21 protein-coding genes are annotated in these 25,600 nt (G+C 69.2%); 16 read left to right on the forward strand and 5 right to left on the reverse strand.

Annotated elements, in window-relative coordinates:
* Positions 1–206 precede the first annotated feature (206 nt).
* Together HII36_RS38420 and HII36_RS38425 are read left to right on the forward strand one after the other, a co-directional pair.
* A complete protein-coding gene (locus HII36_RS38420) occupies positions 207–1,406 on the forward strand; it encodes a cytochrome P450 (protein WP_173528247.1) in 1,200 nt (399 codons plus the stop codon).
* 47 nt (positions 1,407–1,453) lie between these two features.
* On the forward strand, positions 1,454–2,815 hold the full coding sequence (locus tag HII36_RS38425; RefSeq protein ID WP_173528248.1) for a serine hydrolase domain-containing protein: 1,362 nt from the start codon (positions 1,454–1,456) through the stop codon (positions 2,813–2,815).
* A 31-nt stretch (positions 2,816–2,846) separates the two neighbouring features.
* On the opposite strand, the gene HII36_RS38430 is transcribed toward HII36_RS38425, so the two are convergent.
* Together HII36_RS38430 and HII36_RS38435 are read right to left on the reverse strand one after the other, a co-directional pair.
* Positions 2,847–3,590: a sporulation protein gene (locus HII36_RS38430; RefSeq protein WP_173528249.1), complete on the reverse strand. Its 744-nt coding sequence runs from the start codon at positions 3,588–3,590 to the stop codon at positions 2,847–2,849.
* A 101-nt stretch (positions 3,591–3,691) separates the two neighbouring features.
* Entirely contained in the window at positions 3,692–5,602 is a 1,911-nt protein-coding gene (locus HII36_RS38435; RefSeq protein WP_173528250.1) for an APC family permease, read from the reverse strand.
* A 277-nt stretch (positions 5,603–5,879) separates the two neighbouring features.
* Between HII36_RS38435 and HII36_RS38440 the strand changes: the two genes are divergently transcribed.
* The 7 genes from HII36_RS38440 (at position 5,880) to HII36_RS38470 (ending at position 11,309) form a co-directional block, all read left to right on the forward strand.
* Positions 5,880–7,235, forward strand: coding sequence for a sensor histidine kinase (locus HII36_RS38440; protein ID WP_328808085.1), 1,356 nt, complete (start codon positions 5,880–5,882; stop codon positions 7,233–7,235).
* A 45-nt stretch (positions 7,236–7,280) separates the two neighbouring features.
* Positions 7,281–7,607: a PadR family transcriptional regulator gene (locus HII36_RS38445; RefSeq protein WP_173528251.1), complete on the forward strand. Its 327-nt coding sequence runs from the start codon at positions 7,281–7,283 to the stop codon at positions 7,605–7,607.
* Positions 7,604–7,960 carry a DUF1048 domain-containing protein gene (locus HII36_RS38450; RefSeq protein ID WP_173528252.1) on the forward strand — a complete coding sequence of 119 codons (357 nt, stop codon included), beginning with the start codon at positions 7,604–7,606 and terminating at the stop codon, positions 7,958–7,960. The genes HII36_RS38445 and HII36_RS38450 overlap by 4 nt, the downstream gene beginning before the upstream one ends.
* A 1-nt stretch (position 7,961) precedes the next feature.
* On the forward strand, positions 7,962–8,288 hold the full coding sequence (locus HII36_RS38455) for a DUF1048 domain-containing protein (RefSeq protein ID WP_173528253.1): 327 nt from the start codon (positions 7,962–7,964) through the stop codon (positions 8,286–8,288).
* A gap of 108 nt (positions 8,289–8,396) precedes the next feature.
* The gene (locus tag HII36_RS38460; RefSeq protein ID WP_173528254.1) at positions 8,397–9,362 is read left to right on the forward strand and encodes a helix-turn-helix domain-containing protein; all 966 of its coding nucleotides are present in this window, start codon (positions 8,397–8,399) and stop codon (positions 9,360–9,362) included.
* A gap of 31 nt (positions 9,363–9,393) precedes the next feature.
* A complete protein-coding gene (locus tag HII36_RS38465) occupies positions 9,394–9,615 on the forward strand; it encodes a hypothetical protein (protein WP_173528255.1) in 222 nt (73 codons plus the stop codon).
* Positions 9,588–11,309 carry a GMC family oxidoreductase gene (locus HII36_RS38470; RefSeq protein WP_173528256.1) on the forward strand — a complete coding sequence of 574 codons (1,722 nt, stop codon included), beginning with the start codon at positions 9,588–9,590 and terminating at the stop codon, positions 11,307–11,309. The genes HII36_RS38465 and HII36_RS38470 overlap by 28 nt, the downstream gene beginning before the upstream one ends.
* A 99-nt stretch (positions 11,310–11,408) precedes the next feature.
* Here the strand turns inward: HII36_RS38470 and HII36_RS38475 are convergent, their stop codons facing one another.
* Positions 11,409–12,947 (reverse strand): serine/threonine-protein kinase, encoded by a 1,539-nt coding sequence (locus HII36_RS38475; RefSeq protein WP_173528257.1) that lies wholly within the window; start codon positions 12,945–12,947, stop codon positions 11,409–11,411.
* Positions 12,948–13,424: 477 nt separating this feature from the next.
* Between HII36_RS38475 and HII36_RS38480 the strand changes: the two genes are divergently transcribed.
* A complete protein-coding gene (locus HII36_RS38480; RefSeq protein ID WP_173528258.1) occupies positions 13,425–14,255 on the forward strand; it encodes a hypothetical protein in 831 nt (276 codons plus the stop codon).
* Between the two features lie 67 nt (positions 14,256–14,322).
* Here the strand turns inward: HII36_RS38480 and HII36_RS57210 are convergent, their stop codons facing one another.
* Both HII36_RS57210 and HII36_RS38490 read right to left on the reverse strand, forming a co-directional pair.
* Positions 14,323–16,173, reverse strand: a complete 1,851-nt coding sequence (locus HII36_RS57210) for a recombinase family protein (RefSeq protein ID WP_173528259.1) — start codon at positions 16,171–16,173, stop codon at positions 14,323–14,325.
* Between the two features lie 201 nt (positions 16,174–16,374).
* Positions 16,375–17,394 carry a DNA-methyltransferase gene (locus HII36_RS38490; RefSeq protein ID WP_173528260.1) on the reverse strand — a complete coding sequence of 340 codons (1,020 nt, stop codon included), beginning with the start codon at positions 17,392–17,394 and terminating at the stop codon, positions 16,375–16,377.
* Between the two features lie 310 nt (positions 17,395–17,704).
* On the opposite strand from HII36_RS38490, the gene HII36_RS57215 reads away from it, so the two are divergent.
* From HII36_RS57215 to HII36_RS38520, 6 genes are all read left to right on the forward strand, one after another.
* Positions 17,705–19,048, forward strand: coding sequence for a hypothetical protein (locus HII36_RS57215; protein ID WP_236004328.1), 1,344 nt, complete (start codon positions 17,705–17,707; stop codon positions 19,046–19,048).
* Entirely contained in the window at positions 19,045–19,728 is a 684-nt protein-coding gene (locus tag HII36_RS38500; RefSeq protein ID WP_173528261.1) for a hypothetical protein, read from the forward strand. The genes HII36_RS57215 and HII36_RS38500 overlap by 4 nt, the downstream gene beginning before the upstream one ends.
* Before the next feature lie 33 nt (positions 19,729–19,761).
* On the forward strand, positions 19,762–20,610 hold the full coding sequence (locus HII36_RS38505) for a hypothetical protein (RefSeq protein WP_173528262.1): 849 nt from the start codon (positions 19,762–19,764) through the stop codon (positions 20,608–20,610).
* A gap of 6 nt (positions 20,611–20,616) precedes the next feature.
* Positions 20,617–21,543, forward strand: a complete 927-nt coding sequence (locus HII36_RS38510) for a PrgI family protein (RefSeq protein WP_173528263.1) — start codon at positions 20,617–20,619, stop codon at positions 21,541–21,543.
* Complete coding sequence (locus HII36_RS38515; RefSeq protein WP_173528264.1) at positions 21,540–23,285, forward strand: VirB4 family type IV secretion system protein; 1,746 nt, start codon at positions 21,540–21,542, stop codon at positions 23,283–23,285. The genes HII36_RS38510 and HII36_RS38515 overlap by 4 nt, the downstream gene beginning before the upstream one ends.
* Positions 23,282–25,600 (forward strand): type IV secretory system conjugative DNA transfer family protein (locus HII36_RS38520; protein WP_173528265.1); only part of this gene is annotated, 2,319 nt, incomplete at its 3' end. The genes HII36_RS38515 and HII36_RS38520, both read left to right, overlap by 4 nt.

Below are 25,600 nucleotides of genomic sequence, written 5' to 3' on the forward strand. Positions count from 1 at the left end.
GGCAGATGCGGCTCGATCAACGCCCACTCGGCATCGGTCACATCGAAGCGCGCCACATCCGAGTTCTACCAGCGATGGCCAGCCCGTCATCGGCCCTCATCAAGATCCGAACCTCGAACAGCTCCTAGGACCCCCTCCCACCCGGGGATTCGATCGCGCACTCCCCGCACGTCAAACGCGTAATATCTCGTTAGGAGAATCCGCTCATGGAGCACACCATCGCCGCGATGCCGACCTCGCGTCAGCCCGGCTGCCCCTTCGACCCGCCGAAGGAGCTGATCGAGGCCCGCGAGCAGAGCCCGATCAGCCGCCTGCCCTTCGCCGACGGCCACCAGGGCTGGCTCGTCACCGGCTACGACCTGGCCCGCTCCGTCCTGGCCGACCCGCGCTTCAGCTCCCGCCGCGAGCTCATGCGCCACCACCCCACCATCGACTACGGCGACATCGAGGTCCCGCCCGCGCCGCCCGGCGAGTTCCTGCTGATGGACGAACCTCAGCACGGCCGCTACCGCAAGCCGCTGGTCGGCAAGTTCACCGTCCGCCGGATGCGGCTGCTCACCGAACGCGTCGAGCAGATCACCGCCGACCACCTCGACGCCATGGCCGCGGCAGGGCCGGGAGCGGACCTGGTCACCGCGTTCGCCAAGCCCGTCCCCGCCATCGTCATCAGCGAACTGCTCGGCGTGCCGGACGAGGACCGCGACTTCTTCCAGGACAACGTGGACAAGTTCCTCGGCGGCGAGGTCGGCGACGAGGAACTGTTCGCCGCCTACACCGCCACGCAGCAGTATCTCGGCGAGCTGGTCGCCGCCAAGCGCGCCCAGCCCACCGACGACGTGCTCAGCGACCTGCTCGACAGCGATCTGACCGACGAAGAACTGCAGGGCATGGCCCTGATCCTGCTCACCGCCGGCTTCGACACCACCGCCAACATGCTCGCCCTGGGCACCTACGCCCTGCTGAGCAACCCCGACCAGCTCGCCGCGCTCCGCGACGACCCCGCGCTGGCCGACCAGGCCGTGGAGGAACTCCTGCGCTACCTCAGCGTCGCCAAGCAGTTCCAGCGGGTCGCCCTGGAGGACGTCGAGCTCGCCGGCCACTCCGTCAAGGCGGGCGACACCCTCCTGCTGTCCCTGTCGACCGCCAACCGCGACCCCGACCGCTTCACCGACCCGCACCGGCTGGACCTGCGCCGCCAGGACGGCGGCCACCTGGCCTTCAGCCACGGCATCCACCAGTGCCTGGGCCAGCAACTCGCCCGCATCGAGATGCGCGTCGCCTTCCCCGCCCTGCTCACCCGCTTCCCCACCCTGCGCCTGGCCGTCCCGGCCGAGGACGTGCCCCTGCGACCGGAGATCGCCGACATCTACGGGGTCAAGAGCCTCCCGGTCACCTGGGACGCCTGATGACCGGCGCGATCTCGTCCGAACCTGCTGAGGAAAGGAATCGCACCATGACAGACACGACCAGCGGAACGCCCGGACAGGGACACCTCGGGCGCCGGACCGTGTTGAAAGGCGTGCTGGGCGCCGGTGCGCTCGCCGGCACGCACGCCGCGTTCACCGGCCGCGCCGCCGCCGCGGCGAGCGGCGGCGGTGACGACGGCGAGTGCGGGGTCGAGCGCGGCTGGGGGAAGGTCGCCGACGTGTTCCGCAGGAACTTCAGAAACGGTGGCGAGGTCGGCGCGGCGTGCAGCGTGTACGTCGGCGGCCGCCAGGTCGTCAACCTGTGGGGCGGCCTCGCCGATCGCGCCGCGAGGCGGCCGTGGCGCGAGAACACCATCGTCCAGGTCGCCTCCACGACGAAGGGCGCCACCGCGATCTGCGCCCACCTGCTGGTCCAACGCGGCCAGCTGGATCTGGACGCCCCGGTGGCCAGGTACTGGCCGGAGTTCGCCGCCGCGGGCAAGGCGGAGATCCCGGTGCGCTGGCTGCTGTCGCACCAGGCCGGTCTGCCGATCGTCGACGGGCCGCTGACGTTCGAGCAGGCGTGCGCCTGGCACCCGGTCATCCGCGCGCTCGAGGCGCAGCCGCCGCTGTGGCGGCCGGGCACCGAGCACGTCTACCACAGCGTCACGTTCGGGTTCCTGGTCGGCGAGGTCGTGCGCCGGATCACCGGCAAGTCGCTGGGCGCCTTCTTCGCCGAGGAGGTGGCCGCTCCCCTCGGCCTGAGCGCCTGGATCGGGCTGCCGGACAAGCAGGAGAAGCGGGTGGCCCGGGTGCACGAAGCCGCCCCGTTCAGCCTGGAAGAGCTGATAGCAGGGCTGATCGCGGTCACCGGGCTCGACGCGGAGACCGTCACCGCGTGGGTGGCCGCCGTGTGGGCGCCGGGCTCGGTGCAGGCCCGCGCCGCCGAACTGGGCGGCGCGCTGACCGACCCCGCGATCTTCGCCACGCGGGCCTGGCGCGCCGCCGAGTTCCCGGCCGCGAACATGCTCGCGGACGCCCGCTCGATCGCGCGCATGTACGCCGCCACGGTCAGCGACGTCGGCGGGGTGCGGCTGCTCAGTCCCTCGACCGTCGAGCGGATGACGGTCGTCCAGACCGACAGGACACCGATGCACGGGCTGCCGCCGGGCCTGAACCTGCCCGCCGACCGCTCCTTCTACATGTCGCTGGGGTTCATGCGGGCCAGCCCGCCGATGCCGATGACCGGGCCGAAGTCGTTCGGTCACCCGGGTTCCGGCGGCTCGGCCGGCTTCGCCGACCCCGACGCCGGTGTCGGCTTCGGCTACGTGACGAATCTCTGGAACTACCGGCCCGACGACTCGCGGGCGGCGAACCTGGTCAAGGCCGTACGCGCCTGCCTGGGATGACGGCTCCCGCGCGAACGGATGCGCCGACCGGCTACCTGGCGCCCCGCCCCGGGCGGCTCACCAGCCAGCGGTCGATCTCACTGGGCCAGTCGGTACGCAGCGCCTCCTCATGACTCATCACGAAGCGCTCGGCACGGGGACCATGCCCTGCTTGCTGATCCGCCTCCAGCACCACCACCAACCCGGACGAACTCGGCGCGAACGTCACGTCCACCTCGTGCACCACACCGGCGTGCAGGTCCGGGGGATAGAACTTGATCTTCTGAAGGAACGACAGCCCGTCCGGTTCCCCGCTCGGCCGCAGGACGGCGGAGTCGACGGGAAAGCCGAGCCGCGCGAACGCCTGCAACACGCGTAGCTGCGAAGGCACCGGACGGACCGCGACCAGGTCGGGATCGCTCCGCCGCACGACCGCGCCGATCTCGACCTCGGTACGCACGCCCAGCGCCATGCCGGCCAGATGCCGGCCGCCGATCTCGCTGACAGGAGTCCCCCAGGGGACCGCGACCTGAAAGGCGATCACCTCCTCCGCGCCTGGCCGGAGTGCGACCGGGCCCGAGACCTGGGCTCGCGAGAACTCCTCGAACGGGTGCCTGCCGCCGGCTTCGTGCGGCGAGGTGACCAGGCCGAGGCCGATCCGGTCGATCGCGACGCCGGCGTCGCCGCCGGTCAGCCGGACCTCGCCGGACAGCACGCCACCGGGCTGCGTCCGGGGTGTGGCCAGGGTCGTGGTGACGGAGGACGCGCTCGCCCCGTCGGCGTCGGTCAGCCGCATGAAGATCACCGTTGATCTACCGCCTCGGGGGATTCGAGTGGCTCGCCCGCAGGAACGACTGGGCGACGGGTTCGGATTCGATGGTCATGACGTCCCGCGACTCATCCGACGTGGACGTGCGGGCGGCGTTCCAGGTCGGGCTCGGCCTGGCGCAGCACCTCGCGGGTCAGCGGCGGCACGTCGCCGCCGCCGAAGACGAGGTAGCGCAGCATGGCCACGACCGGGTTGCCCTCCGTCCAGTGGAAGTAGATGTGCGGCACGGAGCCGGTGCGCTCGCGCAGGTGCAGCATGAGCGCGGCCAGGGTGTTCGGCACGGCGGAGCTCTCGATGGTGAGGATCCTGTGCCCGTACCGCTCCTCGCCCCTGACGTGCAGCTCGGTCTCGAACTCGGACGCGTCCGGCACCGTGACCTCGACGAACAGCACCGGCTCCGAGCTGCGCAGGCGGTGGTTGAGCCAGGTCTCGCGCAGCTTGTCGGTGTACTCGGCCTGGTCGCGGCCGTGCGGCTCGTTGGCGATCACGTGCACGTCACCGCACAGGTCGTTGACGAACCGCTCGGCCAGCGGGTCGAGGTGCACCTCGGTGACGCGCAGCTCGGTGGAGCGGGTGGCCCGGGAGATCAGCGAGGTGACGATGATGGCCGCGATGAAGAACGAGGCGATCTTCACCCCGTCGGGCCGCTCGATCACGTTGTCGACCAGCGTGTACACCAGCACCGCGGTGATCGCGGCGAACCCCGCCGTCGCCCCGCGCTGACCCTTCCGGTACGCCGACAGCGTCACCGCGACGGCCGCCGACAACATCAGCACCAGCACGCCGGTGGCGTACGCGCCGCCCTGGGCCTCCACATCGGCGTCGAAGATGATCGTGACGGCGAACGCGATCGCCGCGAACACCAGCACCAGCGGGCGCACCGCGCCCGTCCACTCCGGCGCCATCCCGTAGCGGGGCAGGTAGCGCGGCACCAGGTTGATCAGCCCGGCCATCGCCGACGCCCCGGCGAACCACAGGATCGCGATCGTGGACACGTCGTACGCGGTGCCGAACCAGTCGCCCAGGTACCCGTGCGCCAGGTACGCGAGCGCCCGGCCGCTGGCCTTCCCGCCCTCCTCGAACTCCTGGTGCGGGATGAGCACGGTGGTGACGAAGCTGGAGCAGATGAGGAACACGCTCATGATCAGCGCGGCGGTGGTGAGCAGCCGCCGGGTGCCCTGGACCCGTTTCTTGACGTCGCCCTCGACCACGGGCATCACCGCCACGCCGGTCTCGAACCCGGACATGCCCAGCGCCAGCTTCGGCATGACCAGCAGCGAGAGCCCGATCATGGCCAGCGGGCTGGAGAAGTCCAGGCTCAAGGCCCGCTGCCAGTCCAGCACCACCTGCGGCGCCTCGATCACGTGCGCGATCGCGGTGGCCACCACGACGGCGTTCAGCCCGAGATAGACGAAGACGAGCAGCACCGCGATGCCGATGGCCTCGGTGAAGCCGAGCAGGAACACCCCGCCGAGCGCCGCCAGCAACACCAGCGTGACCGGCACGCGTTGCCCGTGCAGGAAGTCCGGGACGAACGGGTTCTCCAGGATGTGCGCGGTGGCGTCGGCCGCCGACAGGGTCATGGTGATCACGAAGTCGGTGGCGGCGAAGCCGAGCAGCGCCAGCACGAAGAACTTGCCCCACCACTGCGGGGCCAGTTTCTCCAGCATGGCGATCGAGCCCTGCCCGTACGGGCTCTCCGCGGCGACCCTGCGGTAGACCGGCAGCGCGCCGAGCAGGGTCAGCGCCACCAGGAACAGCGTGGCCAGCGGCGAGAGCAGCCCGGCCGCGAGCGCGGCGATGCCTGGCTGGTAGCCGAGGGTGGAGAAGTAGTCGACGCCGCTCAGGCACATCACCCGCCACCACGGGTGCTTGACGTGGGGACCGTGTTCGATCTGTCTGCGGTCGGTCTGCAGTCCCTGTAACAGCCAGGAACGCAGCGTTCCTTCCGTGGGAGCCGGCCGTTTCGCCAGCACCATGACGGTCACCCTTCACCAAGACCCCGTAAATACGCATCGCACACTATCCACGGCAAAAGGGCTGATGGCGGGGTTGAGGCGTCAAGAAAACGTATAAATCGGAGACTGGTCAGTACTGCCGGCCGCACCGCGGAGGGGCCGCCGTACGGACGGCGTCAATATCCGGGCCGTGGCCGTATGGATCCCGTCAAGAACGGCCAATCCCCCTAAATCCCGAGATTTGCTGACCCGGTGCCGCCCGGACCGGCGCGGCACGTGAGTCCATGTCCAGATTGACGTGATCTCGCTGCCCAGCGAGATCCTGCTGTTCCTGTGCCTGACCGTCGGCGTCGCCCTGATCGGCGGCCTGTGGCCGGCCATGGTCACGGCCGTGGGCGGGTCTCTGCTGCTCAACTGGTTCTTCACCCCGCCCGTCGGGCGGCTCACCATCGCCGACCCGGAGAACTTCCTGGCGCTCGCGGTCTTCGTGCTGGTGGCCGTCGCGGTCAGCACGATCGTGGACGTGGCCGCCCGCCGTACCAGGGAGGCCGCCCGCGCCAGGACCGCCGCCGAGGTGCTGTCCACGCTGGCCGGGCACGTGCTGCGGGGCGAGGCGGCGCTGCCGTCGCTGCTCGGGCGGCTGCGCGAGACGTTCGCGCTGGACGCGGTCACCCTGCTGGAACGCATCGGCGAACCCGCGCCCGACGACCAGGCGGAGCCGGCGGCCTGGCGCATCATCGCCACCTCCGGCAGCGCGCCGTGCACCAGTCCCGCCGGGGCGGACAACGACGTGCGGATCGACGACCGGCTCGTGCTGGCCGCCCGCGGCCGGTTGCTGGAGGCCGGTGACCGCCGGGTGCTGGAGGCGTTCGCCGCCGAGGCCGCCGTCGCGCTTCGCCAGGAGCGCCTGCAGCAGGAGGTCGAGCAGGCCAAGCCGCTGGCCGAAGCCGACCGGATGCGTACCGCGCTGCTCGCCGCGGTCAGCCACGACCTGCGCACTCCCCTGTCGGCGGCCAAGGCCGCCGTCGAGAGCCTGCGCAGCCACGACGTCGCCTGGTCGCCCGAGGATCGCGACGAACTGCTGGCCACCGCCGACGAGTCGCTGGACCGGCTGGACCGGCTGGTGGCCAACCTGCTCGACATGAGCCGCCTGCAAGCCGGCGTCCTCGGTCTCTCCCCGCAGCCCGTGGCGCTGGAGGAGGTCGTGCCCCGCGCCATCGACGACCTCGGGCCGCTGCGCGACCGCGTCGAAGGCGACATCCACGTGGATCTGCCGGAGATCGTCGCCGATCCGGTCCTGCTGGAACGCGTGCTCGTCAACCTCATGGCCAACGCCGTCCGCTACAGCCCCGCCGGGCGGGAGGCGCTCGTCACGGCGAGCCGGCACGGCGACCACGTCGAGATCCGTGTCATCGACCGCGGCCCCGGGATCCCCCGCGAGATGCACGACCGGATCTTCCTGCCGTTCCAGCGGCTCGGCGACCGCGCGCCGCAGACCGGGGTCGGCCTGGGTCTCGCGCTCTCGCGCGGGCTCACCGAGGCCATGGGCGGCACCCTGGTCCCGGAGGAGACGCCGGGAGGAGGTCTCACGATGATCGTCAGGCTGCCGATCTCGTCCGGAGACTCTGAGGCGCTACTCCGTGGTACTGTATAGTGGTACTCGGTGCCACTGAGTACCACTGGCTGAAGAGGACACGCGATGGACGACCTGACGGAGATGCTGAAGGGCACGCTCGAAGGCTGCGTGCTGGAAATCATCGGCAGCGAGGAGACTTACGGGTACGCCATCACCCGGCGGCTCAACGAACTCGGCTTCAACGACGTCGTCGAGGGGACCGTTTACACCATCCTGCTGCGACTGGAGAAGAACAAACTCGTCCAGGTGACGAAACGACCGTCCGGAATGGGCCCGCCGCGCAAGTTCTACGCGCTCAACGACGCGGGACGTGCGGAGCTCGCCACGTTCTGGGCGAAGTGGGACTACGTCTCATCACGGATCGACCTGCTCAAGGAGGGTGGGAGATGAACTTCTGGGAGACCATCACCGGCAGCGATCTCACCAGGGAATGGAAGGCGTTCGAAGCCCGGGCCGCGGCGCTGCCGGCCGATCACCGGGCGGCCTGGGAACAGATCAAGGGCCACCTTTCCCTCTACGGGGACTTCACCGGCCGGAATCTGATGCCGATTCTCGACAACGCCCTGGGGCTGCTGGAAGAGACGGCCGCCGACGGGCAGAGCATTCAGGACGTGCTGGGCGACGACATCCAGGGCTTCTGCGCGGCGCTGGCCGGCGACCAGGGCGCCAGGAACTTTCGCGACCGCTGGCGCCGGCAGTTGAACCGGAACGTCGCCAGGAAACTGGGCCGGCTGGGAGGCTGAGATGAGCATCCGCGACATCATCGAGGGCAAGAAGCAGTGGCGGGCGCACCTGGCCCGGGTCAAGGCGCTCCCGCCGGACTATCAGATCGTCTACAAGGAGATGCAGAAATACTTTTTCAAGGTCGGGCCGATCGACCTGCTGGAAGGGTCCCTGCTCTCCGGGATCGTCGATTTCTTCGAGGAAGGCGTGGCGGACGGCAAGGGCGTCCTGGAACTCATCGGCAGCGATGTCGCGGCCTTCTGCGATGAGCTGATCAAGGACTCGCCCACGTACGCGGAGGTCTATCAGGAGTCCGTCAACGGGAAACCCGGCACGGCAGAGAAGTAAGCGCCCGGCCGGTTATCTGACACAGATCCCTCACTGCGTGTCGTTTCACTGGATACACTCATTTATCCGGATATTGAGGGGAATTCTGGTCAGATCACTGGGGGCACCGTGATCGAATCCGTGTTTCGTACCGACGAGCTGCCTGCCGCGGACAGATACGACTCCTGGGTCGAGATGATCAATCGGTCCCTGCTCCCGGCCGCCATCACCTCCGACCACACCCACGACTTCCGCGCGGCGGCCCGAGCGCTGGATCTGCACGTCCTGCAGCTGTCGGCGCTGAGGTTCCCGTCGCTGCGGTCACGCCGGACCCGGAAACTGATCCGGCAGGACGACCCGGAGACCTGTCAGCTCGCGCTCAACCCGTGCGGAACCATGGGCATCTCCCAGCTCGGCAGGCAGATGATCCTGCGCCCGGGCGGGCTGATGGCCTTCGACAGCTCACACACCTTCGACTCCCACATCGTCGCGGACAACGGCACGGGCGCCGGGGTGACGCTGCTCCAGGTGCCCCGTACGTTGTTGCCGCTGCCCGCGACCGACCTGCGGGAAATCATGGTCAGGCCGTTGTCCGGCCGGACCGGGATCGGCATGCTGATCACCCAGCTGCTCGGCCGGATCCTCGCCGACACGAGCCAGTTCCGGTCCGCCGACGGCCCGCGGCTGGGCGCCGTGCTGCTGGAGCTGCTGAGCGCGCTCCTGGCCAACGAGCTCGACGACCGCGAACCCGCTCACCGGCCGGCTCTCCTGACCCAGGCGAAAGCGTTCATCCACCAGCATCTCGGCGACGCCGGCCTGTCGCCGGGGATGGTGGCCGCGGCCCACCACATCTCCACCCGGCACCTGCACCGGCTGTTCAACGACACCGGCATGACCGTCGCCGGCTGGATACGCCGGCGCCGGCTCGAACAGTGCCACCGCGACCTCGTCGATCCCCGCCGGCGCGCGTACCCGATCCAGGTCATCGCCGCGCGCTGGGGGTTCACCAACCCCGCCCACTTCAGCCGCGTCTTCCGCGCCGCCTACGGGATGTCCCCCAGCGAACACCGCCACGACTCCCAGCGCCCTCGGTGAGCGGGCGCGGCCCGTGGCCCACCGGCGGCACGTGATGGCGCGGACGGACAAGATGATGGCGCGGGCCGTCAAGGACAAGCACCCCGCGGTGGGGCAAGCTCTCCTTGCCACCTGGCATCGCGCCAACGTCCCAGATGATCATCAGCAAGGGAATCTCGTGCGCATCCACCAACCGCCGGCCGAGGCCCAGCTCGCGCCGGCCGGCATCGAGAAGCCGACGTTCCGTTGCACCGTGACGGCGACTCGCGGGTGACCATGCACGGGGTCGGCGGCGTGGCGGTGCCACTCCAACTCGAAGGGACGCTGATGTCCAGCATGGGTCAGAACACCTGGCGGGACCCGGACGAGATCGCTCGCCGGGTGCGGGACGGGAGCCTCACCAGACGGAATCTGCTCGCGTTGTTCGGCGTGTCGGCGGCTGCGGTGGCGTTCGCCTCGACTCCTGAGGCGGCGGCCGCGGCCACCCGCCGCTACGACTACGTGATCGTGGGAGCCGGCTCGGCCGGGTGCACGCTGGCCGCGCGCCTGCTGGCGGACTCGCGGGCGAGCGTGCTGCTGATCGAGGCCGGCGGCACGAACGACCTGCCGGTGGTGCGGGACTTCACCAAGGCGGCCATGGCGGCGGCGCCGAACTCGGGGCTCGTCTGGCCGTACATGTCGGAGCCGCAGCGGGAGCTGCGGAACGAGCCGCAGTCGTTCTTGTCCGGGAAGCTCGAGGGCGGCAGCAGCTCGGTGAACGGGATGGTGTGGGTGCTCGGCAACCCGGCCGACTACGACGGCTGGGCCGCCCAGGGCGCCACCGGCTGGGACTACGCGAGCGTGCGGCCGTCGCTGGAGGCGCTGTCCGGGCCCATCCGGCCGTCGGACGAGCTGACCCGGCGCAACCTGATCTCCCAGGCCACCGTGAACGCGGCCGTCGACCTCGGCTACCCGTTCAACCCCGACTACAACGGCGCGACCCAGTTCGGCGTCTCCTACACCCGGCTCAACGTGGTGAACGGGATCCGCCAGGACGCCTTCACCTCCTTCCTGGTCCCGCACCTCACCGACCCACGCCTGACGATCATGACGGACGCGGAGGTGGTGCGGCTGACGTTCGCCCGCCGGCACGCGATCGACGGTGTCGTCGTCAACGGCGGCGGCCGGCGGTTCAGCGTCCGGGCGGAGCGTGAGGTGATCCTCAGCACGGGCACGGTCAACACCCCTCGCCTGCTGCAGCTGTCCGGCATCGGCGCGGCGCGCGACCTGAGGCCGCTCGGCATCCCGGTCGTCGCCGACCTGCCCGGCGTCGGCGCCAACCTGCACGACCACCTGATCTCGGTGGCGTTGAAGAGACTGCGCGCCCCCGAGCCCCCGACGCACATCACCGCGATGGACGTCAGCCTCTTCACCGGCAGCGGCCGGGTGCCGGGGACCCCGAGGTACCAGGGCCAGGTCTACTACCTGCGCGACGGATACGGGCACTGGGCCGGGAACTCGCAGGCGGTCGGCGTGATCAACCTGCACCCGACCAGCCGCGGATACGTCAAGCTGCGCTCGGCCGACCCGGCCGACCCACCGATCATCCAGCCGAACTTCCTGCGCACCAGAGAAGACCTCGAATCGCAGCTCGACGGCTACCGGCTGGCCATCGAACTGATCAACTCGAAGGGACTGCGCGACTGGGTGATCGACGACGACGCCATCCCCAGCCCCGACGTCAACACCCGCAAGGAGCTGATCCAAGCGGTGCGCACCTATTCGCAGGCCGACTACCACGCGGTCGGCACCTGCCGGATGGGCACGGACCGGCACGCCGTCGTGGATCCCCAGCTGCGGGTACGCGGCGTCAGGGGCCTGCGGCTGGCCAGCGCCGCGATCATGCCCAGCATCACCTCCGGCAACACCAACGCGCCGTCGATGATGATCGGCGACCGCTGCGGCCGCCTCATCCTGGGCACCGCCTGACCCCGCGACAGGGCTCGGTCAGCGATCTTCACCACACCAGCCGGTCGCGGACGTTCCAGCCGGCTGGTGTCGTGGCGAGGAGCCCGTCACCGGTACGAGTCAGCGGCGTGCCTTGATGGCCGTCGCGACGAGCCTGGCCGTCTTGATGGCGGCGTCGGCGCCCTGGCGGCGGCGATCGGCTCTGACGACCACCCACACGTTCGCCATGCGGAAGTAGATCTCGGTGTGGTACATCATCGCGCCGAAGTCGATGTTCTGCGAAGAATACGTGTACGCCCCTTCGCCCACGTTCGGCCCCTTGCGCAGGCTGGAATCCGGCGTGTTCCGATCCCGGTCCTTCAGGCTCTGGACCGTCAGCTTCTGCTGCTCGCGGGCCAGGTCGAGGGTGATCAGGGGGGACACCTGGATGCTCAGCCGCGTCTGGTCCGCCGCGTTCGTCCAGCCGCAGACAGCCCTGGAGACGAACACGTCGCGCTTCATCCGGCGGTCGAACAACGCGCGTACCTTGGCGTCGGTCAGCAGCCGACACGCCTCGATGTCGCCTTTGAAGAGGGTCTGCACCTTCGGCGAGACGGGCGCCGAGGAGGTGGCGCGGGACGTGACCGGGCCTCCGGTCGCGGCGCTGCGGTCCGGCAGGACCTGCATCAGCACCACCACTCCCGCAGTGACGGCCAGCGCCGCGGCGATCGCGGCCGTCACGACCATCGACGTCCGGCGGCGCTCGCGCCGGTGACCGGGGGCGGTGGTTCGCTCCCGGTTCGGGCTCGGGTTCGGGTTCGGGTGCGGGTTCGGGTGCGGGTGCGGGTGCGGGTGCGGGCCGGCCATGGGTGCGCCTTGCGCGATGTCGTGCAGCCACTCGGCCGCCCGGTCCGACGAGCAGCGGCGTGCCGGGTCCTTCTCCAGGATCGCGGCCAGCACCGGGCCGAGCGGCCCGGCCAGGCGTGGCGGCGCGGGTTCCTGCATGAGGACGGCGGCCATGCTGGCGGCCGGGTTGGCGCGGGCGAACGGGGCACTGCCTTCCACCGCGGTGAACAACGTGGCGCCGAGCGACCACAGATCCGCCGGCGGCCCGTCGGACTCGCCGCGCAGGCGCTCGGGGGCGATGAAGCCCGGGGAGCCGGCCAGCAGCCCCGTCTGGGTGAGCGCGGCGTCCCCGGCGATCGTCGCGATCCCGAAGTCGGTCAGCAGCACCCGCCCGTCGTCGGTCAGCATGACGTTGGCCGGTTTGACGTCCCGGTGCAGGATGCCCGACGCGTGCGCGGCCCCGAGGGCGTCCAGCATGCGCAGGCCGATCCAGGCCACCTGGCGTGCCGGCAGCGGGCCGTGGTCGCGTACCGCCCGGTCCAGCGAGCGGCCGCGTACCAGCTCCATGACGATCCACGGCCGCCCGCCGTCGAGGACGACGTCGAGGACGGTGACGATCGACGGATGCGACCGCAGCCGCGCCGCGGCCCGCGCCTCACGCAGGGTGCGCTCGGTCAGCGCGACACGCGACGCCTCGTCGAGGTCCGGAGGCAGCCGGACCTCCTTGATGGCGACCTCCTGGCGCAGCAGTTCGTCCATCGCCTGCCAGACTGTGCCCATTCCGCCCTGGCCGAGCTGCGATAACAGCCGATAGCGCCCAACGAGCAGGGTCATGACGCCGCCCCGTGGTCCGTCCGTTGTCTCCTGGTAGGTCAGGGAAGATCCTGACACCAGAGGGACGCGATGGCGTTCGACTTGCCGAAAGTGACGCCAGAAGGAATGTCACCGCACACGCGTTCCACCGGGGAACCGGCTCAGCGCCGGCCCTGGCGCGCGGCCTGGACTCCGGTCTGGAACCGCGTCCGGGCGCCCAGCTTCCTGGCGAATTCCGCCACACATCGCTGCACGATCCGCCGGAAAGACCTTTCGTCTGAGAGTCTTTTTGTGATCACGCGACTCCCGCCAAAGGGAACGTCGTGATCCGACGAGGCATGCGGCGGAATGCGGCCGTTCGAACGGACGCCGAGGCGGGCGATCGAGTTGGCCCCGGACAGTGCGGTTGAGGGTTGTTCGCCGGTATCGATGGTTTCGGGTCGGCTGCGACGTGATGATGACGCTGTGCGCAGACCGTCCCCGATCACATTCGTGCTGGTGTCCGTCGCGTTGGCCGCGGTGATCAACCTGGCGACTGGCACCGTTCACGTCGATGAGTGGTGGAAACCGCTGGTGTGGCCACTGGCCGGACTACTGACGCTGGCGGCGATCGTCATCGAAGCACGCGAGCGTCGTGCCCAGCGCGGGGAGACCAGCGGCGATCTGGAGGAAGCGGCCGGCTGGCTGGCCGGGAGAGTGCGGCGGCAGTGGGAGCACGAGGCTGATCTGCGCCGACTGCATGATCCGCTGCCGTTGCAGGTGCGCTGGTCGTCGACCAGGAGGCCGGTAGCCACCGAACGCGAGCTGGTGATGGACGGCCCGGCTGAGACGGGGTGGGAGCTGCTGCCACTGCGCGGCGACGCAGGGCAGATCACACAGGCTTACCTGAGGCTGCCGCACGGGCAGCTGGTGGTGCTGGGCGGCCCAGGCGCAGGCAAGAGCGTGCTGGCGGTCCTGTTGACCTTGGACCTGCTCGAACTCCGTGAAAGCCGACCGATTGACGAGCGAGGTCCGGTGCCGGTGCTGATCTCGATCGCCTCCTGGAATCCCGAGGTCGAGCACCTGGAGGTGTTCCTGACCCGGAAGCTGAGCGAGGAGCACCAACGCTTGCGGCGGCCCGAGGGAGAGCAACCAAGCCTGGCCGCGGCGTTGGTGGCCGACCGGCGCATCCTGCCGGTCCTGGACGGATTGGACGAATTGCCGCAAGTGTCACACAGGCAGGCGGTCAGGCGGAGACGCACGGCAGCATCGACGACCGAGCCGCCTGGAAGGCTTCCAAGATCCGTACGCCCCTGGTACGCGATCATGGCATCTGGCTGCCATCGGTGACATCCCGTGGCACACCCCGGACATGCGAATGGCCCGCGTTTCCGCAGGCCATCGGGTGTTCAACAAGCTAAACCGTGAGTGCCCCCTGCGGGGGAACCAGAACAGGGGGAACAATCTCGGCCGCTCCATCCGGTGCGGCAGGCGAGGCTATATCGCTGGTCAGAGCCATGATGGCGGGCACGTTGTCCTCCTTGACGGTGATCCTGATCAGAAGTTCGTGGGCGTCCACCCGGTAACGCAGTTCGAGCCTGAAGGCGTCGAAGAGCTTGCGCCGGAGCTCGTCTCCGATGGCTTCGAGGTCCACCTTCAAACGCGGGAGTTCGTTGAGTATGGTCTGGTCGTCCTGCGGCTGCTCGGCTTCAACGAGTGCGTTGAGCTCCTCCCTCTTGGCCTTCCGCGTCCGGGCCAGGTCTGAGTAGCGTCGCTGCAGCCGCTCCCGGAAGTCCCGGTCGATTTCGTCATCACCCGACGGGATGTGGTCTTCGATCTGGTCGAGCACGTTGCGCTGGCGTCTCTCCAGGTCCGAGATCTCCTTCTCAAGATGATCTCTGGCTGAGTTGTCCTTGGGGGTTCCCTTCGCCAGCTCCTCGGCTAGGGTCGCCATCCGTTTCGGCCCGAACACACGCTCCGCAAAGAACTCCTGAACGCAATCGAACAGATCGTCCTCCCGAACCCACAGGCTCTTGGGGTGCTTGGCGTACCAGTCGCGGCGGTCCTTGTGGTGGCGCATGTCCGGCTCGCAGGCGTAATACTGGATCTTCCTCTTGGTCTTGCCATGCATCCGCCGGTTGCAGGGGTCGCAGAAGACGTACGACCGGAAGGGGTACGTGCGCTTGGCCCGTGGCTGGTTACTGGGACCGGGATTGCTGCTGGAGCCCTGTCGAGTACGGGCGATCGCGGCAACCTGTTGGAAGATCTCCTTAGTCACCAGCGGCTCGTGCGTGGGCTGACGCGACCACACCCATTCGCTGGGCGGATTATTTTTGCCGCCTTGCTTCGTGGCCCGGCGGTTCCACACCATGTAACCGGTGTACTTGGGGTTCGCCAAGACGTCACGGACAGCTGAGCCGCTCCATCGTCCGAGTGCGCGCCGGGGATCCACCGGTGTGGGAGGCGGGTATTTCTGCGGCTCCAGGTTGAGCCTGTCGGCGATGGCGTCGTACCCGAGCCGATAGACCGATCGGAGCATGAAGATGTGCGTCACGGTCGGTCCTTCGACCGGGTGCGGGATGAGGCGGCTCTTGCTCCGGCCTTCGGCTCGCTTCGCGGCCACGGGATGCGGGATCTTCTTGGCGCGATAGCCATAGCAGGGCTTGCCGACGTTCCAGCCTTGTTCGGTGTGCTCGCAGAAGGCGTCCCAGGACAGCTCCAGCATCTGCAGGACGTACCACTCGGCCACTGCTTGCTTGACGCGCCTGGTGAGGACCCGGCTCGCTCGTTTACGCGAACGGCCACCACGTGGCTGGTCAAGCTGGGGCATCGGCTCATCCGCCGCCAGGAGCAGGACGCCGGCTTGCTCCAGCTCGTACTCGATCTTGGTGCCGAAGTAGGTACGCCGGGCGACGCGTTCCACGGATTCGCAGATGACAGCGGCGAAGCGGCGGTCAGGCCGCTTGGCCTCGGCGAGGAGGTCCTGGATGCCGCCGTCGCGGGCGATGGGGATGTCGAAGGCCTCGTGCGCATGGCCTTGGCCGCGGGCGGCGAGATCCATGCGGCCGGATTCCACGTCGTAGAAATGCGCCACGATCAGCGCGTTGTCCGGCAGCGCGTCTCTGGAGGAGCGGAGTTGCCGCGGCAGCGACAGGGTGGGGTCCTGCTGGTCGTCCGTGGAGGTGCGGCCGAGCCAGGCCACCGAGAGGGGGATCTCGGCGGCCTGGACGGCTGCTGCGTCGTCGCTGTCCTCCCAGGGGAAGCTCACGGCTCGTGCCGGTCGAACAGACAACGCAGGACCTCCCAGATGACGGCGAGCTGGCGCGCCTCGATCTCGTCACCCTCGGATCCACCAACGGCAACGATCTCGATCCGCACGTTCGGCCGACGATTCCGCTGTCGGCCAGGCCCTGCAGAGTACGCCGCTGAACCTGATTCGGGAGGCCCTGAGCAGGCCCTTTCTATCCGTTCAGCCATCTTCCGCCTCCGGCGGAGCCCCTTCCGCCGCTGCCGCCGCGAGCCGGGCGCGGGCGAGATCGCAGTAGGCGGCGTTCAACTCGATGCCGCGGAAACGGCGGCCGAGTTGCCGGGCGGCAATGCCGGTGGTGCCGGCTCCGTTGAACGGGTCGAGCACGGTGCCGCCAGGTCGGCAACCGGCGGCAATAGCGCGAAGCGGCAGGTCGACGGGGAATGCCGCGAAGTGCGCTTCGCGAAGTGGACGGGTGGAGATGGACCAGACGTCGCCGGGGTTCTTGCCTTCGGGGTGGGCTGCGGCATGCCGTTCTCCTGTGGGTCTCATGGCAGCGCCGGGCTGCCTGCCGTTGAAGACTTCGGTGTCGGTGTCGTACTTGCCGGGAGGCCAGGCGGTCTTGATGGCATTGGGCTTGTTGCCGCCTTTCCGTGAGCGACGCTCGAGGGAGCGGTCTCCGGTGTAGAGCTCACGGATCGGGTCGAGGTCGAACCAGTAACGGCGTTGTTTGACGAGCAGGAAGATCAGCTCGTATCGGTTGGACAGCCGGTCGAGGACGGACTGCGGCATCGCGTTCGGCTTGTGCCACACGATGGCATTCCGCAGGATCCAGCCGTCCTGCTGGAGGACGAAGGCGACCCGCCACGGCATGCCGAGCAGGTTCTTCGGCGGAAGCGTGCGCCTGGCTTGGGGCCGGACGCGCGGCTGGCGGTGGTTGTAGCCGGCGCCTCGGGCACAGCCGTCGGAGTTGGCCGCGTAGCAGTCTCCGAGGTTGAGCCAGCAGGTGCCGTCGTCGGCCAGGACCCGGCGTGCTTCGGCGAAGACGGCACGCAGGGTTTCGACGTATTCCTCGGGGGTCGGCTCCTGGCCGTATTCGCCGGGGCAGTAGTGACGGAGCCCGTAGTACGGCGGGCTGGTGATGATGCAGTCGGCCGAGCCATTCTCCATTTCGGCGAGGACCTCGCCGGCATCACCCTGGAAGATTTCGGCTTGCTGATCGCTCCAGTACGGTTCCCGCATCAGGAACGCCCCCTTGTCGAGGACGTTGTCTTCCTGAATCGAGTAGCACCTCCGTGAGTTCGTGTCATTTCTCGATCGGGGCTTACCTCAGATACGCGCGCCCTGCTGAGCGCACCATCAGTGCAGCACAGCGGGTAGGAAAGGTCTCTGGCAGGCGCTCTGGCAAGACTCTGGCGACTCTCCTGCAGGTGCTCGGAAGAATCCGCCTGAATGTCGCCTGAAGATGGCCATAGGTTCGCCAGAGGAGCCGCCAGAGCCGACATTTATACCGGACTGCGAACACGAATTACTCGCAGCCTGGAGCGCCGAAATGAATGCGGAGAACCGCAAGTCGAAAACGGCCACGGAATCGCCCCTGGACATCGCCGAGCGAATCTTCCGACTCGTCGCCTGCGCGCCCGCCGGTCTGGCACTCAAGGGCAGCGCCTTCGACGCCGACCTACCCGATCAGCCGATCCTTCTCCTCGACCTTCGAGACCTGCTCATGAGCCGAGCGGTCACCAACGGCACGCGTGACGCCGCCTGGCGGCACCTGGTCCTGCGAGCACGTCAGGATGGGGCGCAGTGGATGGTCGGCGCCGTCGGTATGGCGCTGCCCGCGCTTCGCGGCATCGCCCAAACCCTCACTCGCGACTATGCGGCCAGCGACCGCGAGGACATCGACACCGACGTGCTCACCGGCTTCATCGCCGCACTCGCCACCGTGGACGTCGACCGGCCCAACATCCGCCCCCGGCTCTGCGACGCCGCCAAGACGGCAGGGCTTCGCGCCCGGCGCATCGCCGAATCCCACAGCGGCCGGCGAGGCCACCTCAACGAGTCCACTCCGCCGCCGGCACCCAAGGGGCACCCGGACTTCGTCCTGGCCGACGCGGTCGCCAAGGGAGTGGTCACCGAGCTCGACGCCGAGATCATCGGGCGCACGCGGCTGGAGGACAAGTCGCTGCACGAGGCCGCGGCCGAGCTCGGGCTGTCGACGGCAGCGGCGACCAAGCGGCGGCAACGAGCTGAGCCCGCTCTCTGCGCCGCCATCCAGGCGGGAGACGTGTCCGCGACGATCACTTCCGCCGCCCCTCTAAGGGTGGAGGACTTCACGACCTCCGCGCGGAGCCGGACTACCTCAGATACGCAGTCCACCACCGCAAGCACGAAGGGAGGCCGGGGCGCTCTCCCCGGCTCCGCGCGGATCCCAACGGCGGCAACGACGCGGCGACCCGAAGACGCTCCGGCAGTCGACGGGCTCACCCGAGCGGTGCCGCTTCCCCTGCAGCCGGGTCCGCTGTACCGTCCCCGGCCGCGGCGTCTTTGGAAGGTGATCCTCGTCGCGGCAATCGCCGTCGTCATCATTGCCGCGATGGCAACAACGGTGTTCGCGCACGTCTCCCCATCGTCTACCGGTTCTCCCAAAGCACCCACCGGCGCGGACCAGCTCGGCACCGTCTTCGACAATCTCCGGACCTGGCTGATCGGCCTGCTGGCCACGCTCGCGACGCTGATGCTCACCATCGGCGGGCTGCGCTACCTCATGGCCGGCGGCGATCCAGGCGAGGTGCAGAAGGCCAAGGCCGCACTGAAAGCCTCCGCGTTCGGCTACGCCCTCGCCGTCCTGGCTCCTCTCTTCGTGAACGTGCTCAAGCAAGTGGTGGGCGCGTGATGACGATGAGCCCTCTGCCAGCCGCGAGCCCGACGCCCAATCCGGTTCCGCCTGGCTTGTTCCCGCCTCCTGAGCCCGGGATCGACTTCGGTATCGGCGGCTTCATCGCCGACCAGATCAACACCTGGTTCGCCAACCTGGCGGCCAGGGCGATCACCCCTCTGCTGGACGCGCTCGCGGTCTCCTTGCTCGCAACGCCGGACGTGGCCGATCACCCCCGGATCCAGGATCTGTGGCGCGCGATGTCGGTGCTGGCCAATGGCGGTTTCGGACTCCTGGTCCTGCTGGCCGGCCTGCTGGTGATGGGGCACGAGACGATCCAGACCCGCTACGCGCTCAAAGAGATCGCTCCGCGGCTCGTGGTGGCGTTCCTGGGCGCCAACTCCAGCTTCTTCCTCACCACCCAGGCGATCGCACTCGCCAATGCGCTCTCCCGAGCGGTGCTCGGAGCACGGTTCGACGCGGAGCGAGCTGCCAACGCGATCCGCAGGCTGATCATTCTTCCGGACGGCGCGGAGATCTTCCTCGTCCTGCTCACGCTGGTCGCGATCGTTCTCCTGGTGTTGTTGCTGATCACGTTCATCGTGCGCGCGTCACTGACGAGCCTGCTGGTCATCGCCTCGCCGCTGGCACTGGCCTGCCTGGCCTTGCCGCAACTGGACGGCCTCGCGCGGCTCTAGTGGCGGATCTTCTCCGGGCTGCTGCTCATCCAGGTGCTGCAATCCCTCACCCTCGTCACCGCAGTGCGGATCTTCTTCAACCAGGACGGGCGCGAGGCCGCCGGGGTGTACGGCACCGGGCAGCTGTACAACATCCTGTTGGCACTGTGCCTGCTGATCATCCTGATTCGCATCCCGCGCTGGGTGCAGCAGGCGATGTTCATGCCGAGCGGCGGACGCAGCTCGACGATCAGCCGGATGTTCAAGACGGCCATCGCGTACAAACTGGCCTCGCCCATCCTCCGCGCCGCTCACCTCCGCGGCGGCGGCAAACGCGCGGCAACCGGAACGGCAAGGGCCGCGGGAATCAAGGCGCTGGCGGTGCGAGCGTTGCCCGCCGCGGGTGGACCTGCCGCGACCGCTGCTGCGGCAGCGGCAATGGCAGCGAGAAGGGGTATGGCGGGCGCTGCAAACGCCGCACGCGGCGGCCCCGGACCCATCAAGCACGCCCCCGTGGGCGCCCGGCGTCCCGCCTACAATCCGCAAACCTGGCAGCCCGCTCCGGTCAAGCATGCCCCGACCGCCCCGGCCATCGCGGGAAAGTACCAGCCGACGCCGCGGCCGAAGCCGCCGGTCAAACCGACCGTCCCGGTGTACGGCTACCCCCGCGAGAACTTCTACGCGGCCGGCCCAGCCGGACTCGGGCAGATGCAACACCTGCGCATGCGCGGCACGGTCTCACCGCCGCCGCCCCGCCATCGAGGCGCCCCAGCCGTCCACCCGATCCGCGAAGCCCATCGTGCCGCTGAGCGCGCCCATCCCCGGCTCCCTCGACTGGCCGGAGAACCCCGGCAGGCCCAAGCCCAAACAGCGTCGTCGCACGCGCAAGCCTCAAGGAGGTGACGGGCGATGACCGAAGCCGTGCGCATCCCCGCCGACGTCGAAGCCCCCGACAAGATCATCGCGTCCTTCACCGCTCGGCAGGTACTCATCCTCGGCGGCACCGGCGGACTGCTGTACGCCGCCTTCATCCTCGCGGAAGAACGTCTCCCGCTGCCCGTCTTCGGCGGCCTGGCCCTGCCGGTCGTGGTGATCGGCATCCTGCTGGCGGTCGGCCGGCACGATGGCATCAGTCTGGACCGCTACCTCCTGGCCGCGCTCCGCCATCAGCGCTCGCCCAAGCAACTCATCAGCACGACCGACGGCATCCCAGACTCACCCGCGTGGATCGCGGCGAATGCCGGGCCGGTGCCCGCTCCGCTGAAGCTGCCGGCCAAGGGCGTGGGTTCCGATGGCCTGATCGATCTCGGGCCGGACGGAGTGGCAGCCGTCGCCGAGGTCTCGACGGTCAGCTTCGCGCTCCGCACCCCGGACGAGCAGGACTCGCTCGTCTCGGTGTTCGGTCGCTGGCTGAACTCGCTCTCCGGGCCGGTGCAGATCCTCGTCCGGGCCGAACGCGTCAACCTCGCGGACACGGTGGCGGATCTCCAGCGCAGTGCTCCACAGCTTCCCCACCCGGCGCTGGCTCACTCGGCACGGGAGCACGCCGCCTTCCTGTCGGATCTGTCCGCGCGGCATGACCTGTTGCGCCGACAGGTCGTGCTGGTCATCAGGGAGCCCGTCGTCGGTTCCCAAGGGCGTGCCGCCGGCCTCTCCCGGGCACTGCGTCGGCTCGACGAGGCGGCGCGGGTCCTGGGTGCCTGCGGGCTCACCGTCCGGCTGCTGGACGCCCGTGCCGTCACCACCCTGCTGCTCGGCTGCTTCGACCCGGCTGCTCCTGGACTGGCGGAAGGCGAGATTGCCCTGCCCGACGAGACGATCGGAGGCCGCAGGTGAAACTCCGCTTCCGGCGCACCACCTCCGCGCGCAACGGCTTCGGACCCGACGCCGTGGAGGTCGAGCCACGACGGCTGCGGGTGTCGAGCAGTTCCTGCGCCACCCTCGCCATCACCGGCTACCCGCGTGAGGTGAGCCCGGGCTGGCTGGAACCGTTGCTCACCTATCCGGGACGCCTGGACGTCTCCGTGCACGTCGAGCCCGTGCCCTCGCTGATCGCCTCCGACCGGCTGCGCAAGCAACTCGCCCGGCTCGAATCCGGCCTGCGCAACGACCACCAGCACGGCCGGCTCCTCGACCCAGGCAGTGAAGCAGCCGCCGAAGACGCCCAGGAACTGGCCTCCAGGATCGCCCGCGGCCAGTCCAAGTTGTTCCGTGCCTCGATCTACCTGACCGTCCATGCCACCGGCCCGGACGAGCTGGACGACGCGTGCGCACAGGTGCGGGCACTGGCCGCGTCCCTGCTGCTGGACGCCCGCCAGGTCACCTTCCGCCAGCTGCAGGGCTGGATCAGCAGCCTGCCGTTGGCCTACGACAACCTGACCATGCGGCGTACCTTCGACACGCCCGCGCTGGCCGCCGCCTTCCCCTTCACCTCGCCCGACCTGACGGCCGAGCTCGGCCCCACCGCGGTCCTGTACGGCGCGAATCTGTCGTCCGCCTCGCTGGTCGCCTGGGACCGCTTCGAGCAGGCCAACCACAACTCGGTCATCCTGGCCACCAGCGGGAGCGGCAAGTCGTACCTGGCCAAGCTGGAGGCGCTGCGTTCGCTGTACTGCGGGGTCGAGGTGGCCGTGATCGACCCCGAGGACGAGTACGCCCGTCTCGCGTCCTCCGTCGGCGGAGCCTACCTCCACCTGGGCGCGCCCAAGGTCCGACTCAACCCCTTCGACCTGCCCCCGCGTAGCCAGCACGGCGACGACCCGCTCACCCGGCGGGCGCTGTTCCTGCACACGCTCATCGCTGTCATGCTCGGCGAAACGCTGTCGAACGCCGCCAAGGCCGCACTCGATCGCGCCATCCTGGCCGCCTACCGCTCGGCCGGCATCACCACCGAGCCACGTACGTGGAAGCGTCGCCCGCCCGTCATGCGTGACCTCGCCAACGCCCTGGCCAAGGACAAGGACCCGAACGCCAAGGAACTGGCCGCCGGCCTTGCACCGTACGTCAGCGGGAGCCACCGCCAGCTCTTCGACGGACAGACCACCACACGCCCGGACTCCCATCTGATCGTCTTCTCTCTCCGCGACCTCCCCGAAGAGATCAAGGCCGTGGGAACCCTGCTCACCCTGGACGCCGTCTGGCGGCGCATCTCCAACCCCAACAACCGGCGTCCCCGGTTGGTGGTGGTCGACGAGGCGTGGCTGCTCATGAAGGACCCCGAGGGAGCGCGGTTCCTGCTGCGGATGGCGAAGTCCGCGCGCAAGCACTGGGCCGGGGTCTCCGTCGTCACCCAGGACGCGGCCGACCTGCTCGGCTCCGACATGGGCCAGGCCGTGATCGCGAACTCCACCACCCAGATCCTGCTCAAGCAGGCACCGCAGGCGATCGATCGGGTGACCGACGCTTTCGGGCTCTCCGACGGAGAACGCCAGCTCCTGCTCTCCGCCGAACGTGGCATGGGGCTGCTGGCCGCCGGCCGGCAACGGGTCGCCTTCCAAGTGATCAGCAGCCCGGCCGAGCACGCGATCGTCACCAGCAGCCCGCAGGAACTGACCTCCTACGAGGAGGCGGACCTGTGATCAACGATTTCCTCTCCGACCCCGACACCCTGCTGAACGCGGCGCTTGACAGGCTGGTCGCACATCTCTGGCAGGTGATCGCGCTTTCCTGGGCGTCGGTTGTCCTCGTGGTCCTGCTTCGCTCGGTCCTGCTGCGGCTGCGTCATCGGCGGCTCGCACGAGACGCGCGATGCGTCGAGATCTTCGCACCGCCCGTCGCGGACATGCCCGGCGCCGAGGCGCTCTGGGGAAACCTGGTCGGGCTGCTGCACCCAGCCTGGAAGCGAGCCCTGCTAGGCCAGCCTCACCTCGCCTTCGAGTACCTCTTCAGCTCCAGCGGCGTCCGGCTCCAGCTGTGGGTGCCAGGTGCCATCCCTCAGCACCTGGTCGAGCACGCCATCGAATCCGCCTGGCCGTCGGCGAGAACGGCAGTGATCGCAACGCCGCCACCGGTTCCGCTGGTCGGCCAGTACACCGGCGGCCAGTTCTGGCTCGCGCGTGGCGAGCGGCTGCCGATCAAGCACGATCACCCGATCGATCCGCTGCGCGCCCTGGTCGGCGCCGCGGCGGGGATGCCCACCTGGCAGCACGCCGTCGTGCAGATCCTGGCCCGTCCCGCTACCGGCCGACGCCTCCTCGCAGGTCCGGTACGACTGCTGCAGACCATCCTCGATCTGATCACACCTGGAACGGTCCATTTCAAACCGAGCCCTGACCAGGTCGCGCGGCTGGAGGCGTCCGCGGAAGCACGAGCCATTCGCGACAAGGCACTGCACTCCCGGTACGAAGCCGCGATCCGCTACGCCGTGCAGGCTGACGATCCCGTCTCCGCGGACGTCAGGGCCTACAACGCCGCCCACGAGGCCCGGCGTCACGCGATCGACGGCCGAGCCCATGCCTTGGCCTCGGCTTTCGCCCTGTTCAGCGGGCACAACCGGCTGGAACGCCATCGGCTGGTGCGTGCCGCCCGACGGATCGCGGGCCGCCGATTCAGCGGGGGCTTCCTGCTCTCTGTCCCGGAGCTCGCGGTACTGGCCCACCTCCCTCTCGATGCCGCTGTCCCCGGCCTTGCTCGTGCGGGAGCGAACACCGTGCCGCCGTCTCCGGCGATCTCCCGGACCGGCAAGGTCCTGGGCTTCTCCGAGGCCGGCCACGAACGTCCTGTCGCGCTCCGCGTCGCCGATTCCTTCCATCACGTGCACGTCATGGGTCCGAACGGCACCGGGAAGTCCACCCTGCTCGGCCAGATGGTCCTGTCCGACGTCTCCGCAGGCCGTGGCGTCGTCGTGATCGAGGCCAAGGGCGACCTCATCACCGACCTGCTGGGACTGCTGCCGGAAGAGTCCGCGTCCAAGGTCGTGCTCATCGACCCCGACGACCGTCATCCGCGCCCGTCCCTGAACGTGCTGCAAAGCAGCGACCCGGACATGACCACGGACAACATCGTCGGCATCTTCCACAAGATCTACGCCGACTTCTGGGGGCCACGCACCGACGACATCCTGCGCAACTGCTGCCTGACCATCGCCCGGCGCGGCGGCACTCTTGCCGACATCCCCACCCTGCTCACCGATCCGCTCTATCGGCAGCGCATGGTCGCCGGCATCGACGACCCGCTCATCAGGAGCTTCTGGTCCTGGTACCAGGGCTTGTCGGAGTCAGCGCAAGCGCACGTCACCGGTCCCATCATGAACAAGCTCCGTGGCTTCCTGCTGCGGCCCTTCGTCCGGGACATCCTCGGCTCGACCCGCTCCACCTTCGACGTCGGCGACGTGCTCAACGGTGGCATCCTGCTGGTTCGCCTGCCCAAGGGCGTACTCGGCGACGACACCGCGCGCCTGCTCGGCTCGCTCGTCCTCGCCCAGGTCTGGCAGGCCGCCTCCCGCCGCGCCAGGCTCGGCAGCAGCCGCGCCCCGGCCTCAGTGATCGTCGACGAGGCGCAGAACTTCCTGACCTTGCCGCACGCGTTGTCCGACATGCTCGCCGAAGCCCGTGCCTATCGGGTCTCCCTGGTGATCGCCCATCAGCACCTCGCGCAACTCCCGCGTGAGCTGCGCCAAGCGGTCAGCTCGGACGCCCGCAACAAGATCTACTTCTCGCTCTCGCCGGAAGACGCGCACGCCATGGGCCAGCACTTCCAGCCCCATCTGACCCCGCACGACCTGGCAAACCTGGACGCCTTCCAAGCGGCGGCCCGGCTGGTCCTCCGCTCCGCCGAGACCCCGCCTTTCACTCTGCGCACCCGTCCGCTGCCGGAACCGTCCGCCTCGATCGCCCAGCTCGTGCGGACGGCAGCTGCGGCCGCCCATGGCCGCGACGCCACCGCCCCCAGTCCC

This window comes from Nonomuraea antri (assembly GCF_013283785.1).
GTDB classification, from domain to species: Bacteria; Actinomycetota; Actinomycetes; order Streptosporangiales; family Streptosporangiaceae; genus Nonomuraea; species Nonomuraea antri.

What these genes read in the sequence shown, in the direction of transcription:
- HII36_RS38420 (WP_173528247.1), top strand. Translation starts at nt 207, where the DNA reads ATGGAGCACACCATCGCCGCGATGCCGACCTCGCGTCAGCCCGGCTGC.
- HII36_RS38425 (WP_173528248.1), top strand. Translation starts at nt 1,454, where the DNA reads ATGACAGACACGACCAGCGGAACGCCCGGACAGGGACACCTCGGGCGC.
- HII36_RS38430 (WP_173528249.1), bottom strand. Translation starts at nt 3,590, where the DNA reads ATGCGGCTGACCGACGCCGACGGGGCGAGCGCGTCCTCCGTCACCACG.
- HII36_RS38435 (WP_173528250.1), bottom strand. Translation starts at nt 5,602, where the DNA reads ATGGTGCTGGCGAAACGGCCGGCTCCCACGGAAGGAACGCTGCGTTCC.
- HII36_RS38445 (WP_173528251.1), top strand. Translation starts at nt 7,281, where the DNA reads ATGGACGACCTGACGGAGATGCTGAAGGGCACGCTCGAAGGCTGCGTG.
- HII36_RS38450 (WP_173528252.1), top strand. Translation starts at nt 7,604, where the DNA reads ATGAACTTCTGGGAGACCATCACCGGCAGCGATCTCACCAGGGAATGG.
- HII36_RS38455 (WP_173528253.1), top strand. Translation starts at nt 7,962, where the DNA reads ATGAGCATCCGCGACATCATCGAGGGCAAGAAGCAGTGGCGGGCGCAC.
- HII36_RS38475 (WP_173528257.1), bottom strand. Translation starts at nt 12,947, where the DNA reads ATGACCCTGCTCGTTGGGCGCTATCGGCTGTTATCGCAGCTCGGCCAG.
- HII36_RS38490 (WP_173528260.1), bottom strand. Translation starts at nt 17,394, where the DNA reads ATGCGGGAACCGTACTGGAGCGATCAGCAAGCCGAAATCTTCCAGGGT.
- HII36_RS57215 (WP_236004328.1), top strand. Translation starts at nt 17,705, where the DNA reads ATGAATGCGGAGAACCGCAAGTCGAAAACGGCCACGGAATCGCCCCTG.
- HII36_RS38510 (WP_173528263.1), top strand. Translation starts at nt 20,617, where the DNA reads ATGACCGAAGCCGTGCGCATCCCCGCCGACGTCGAAGCCCCCGACAAG.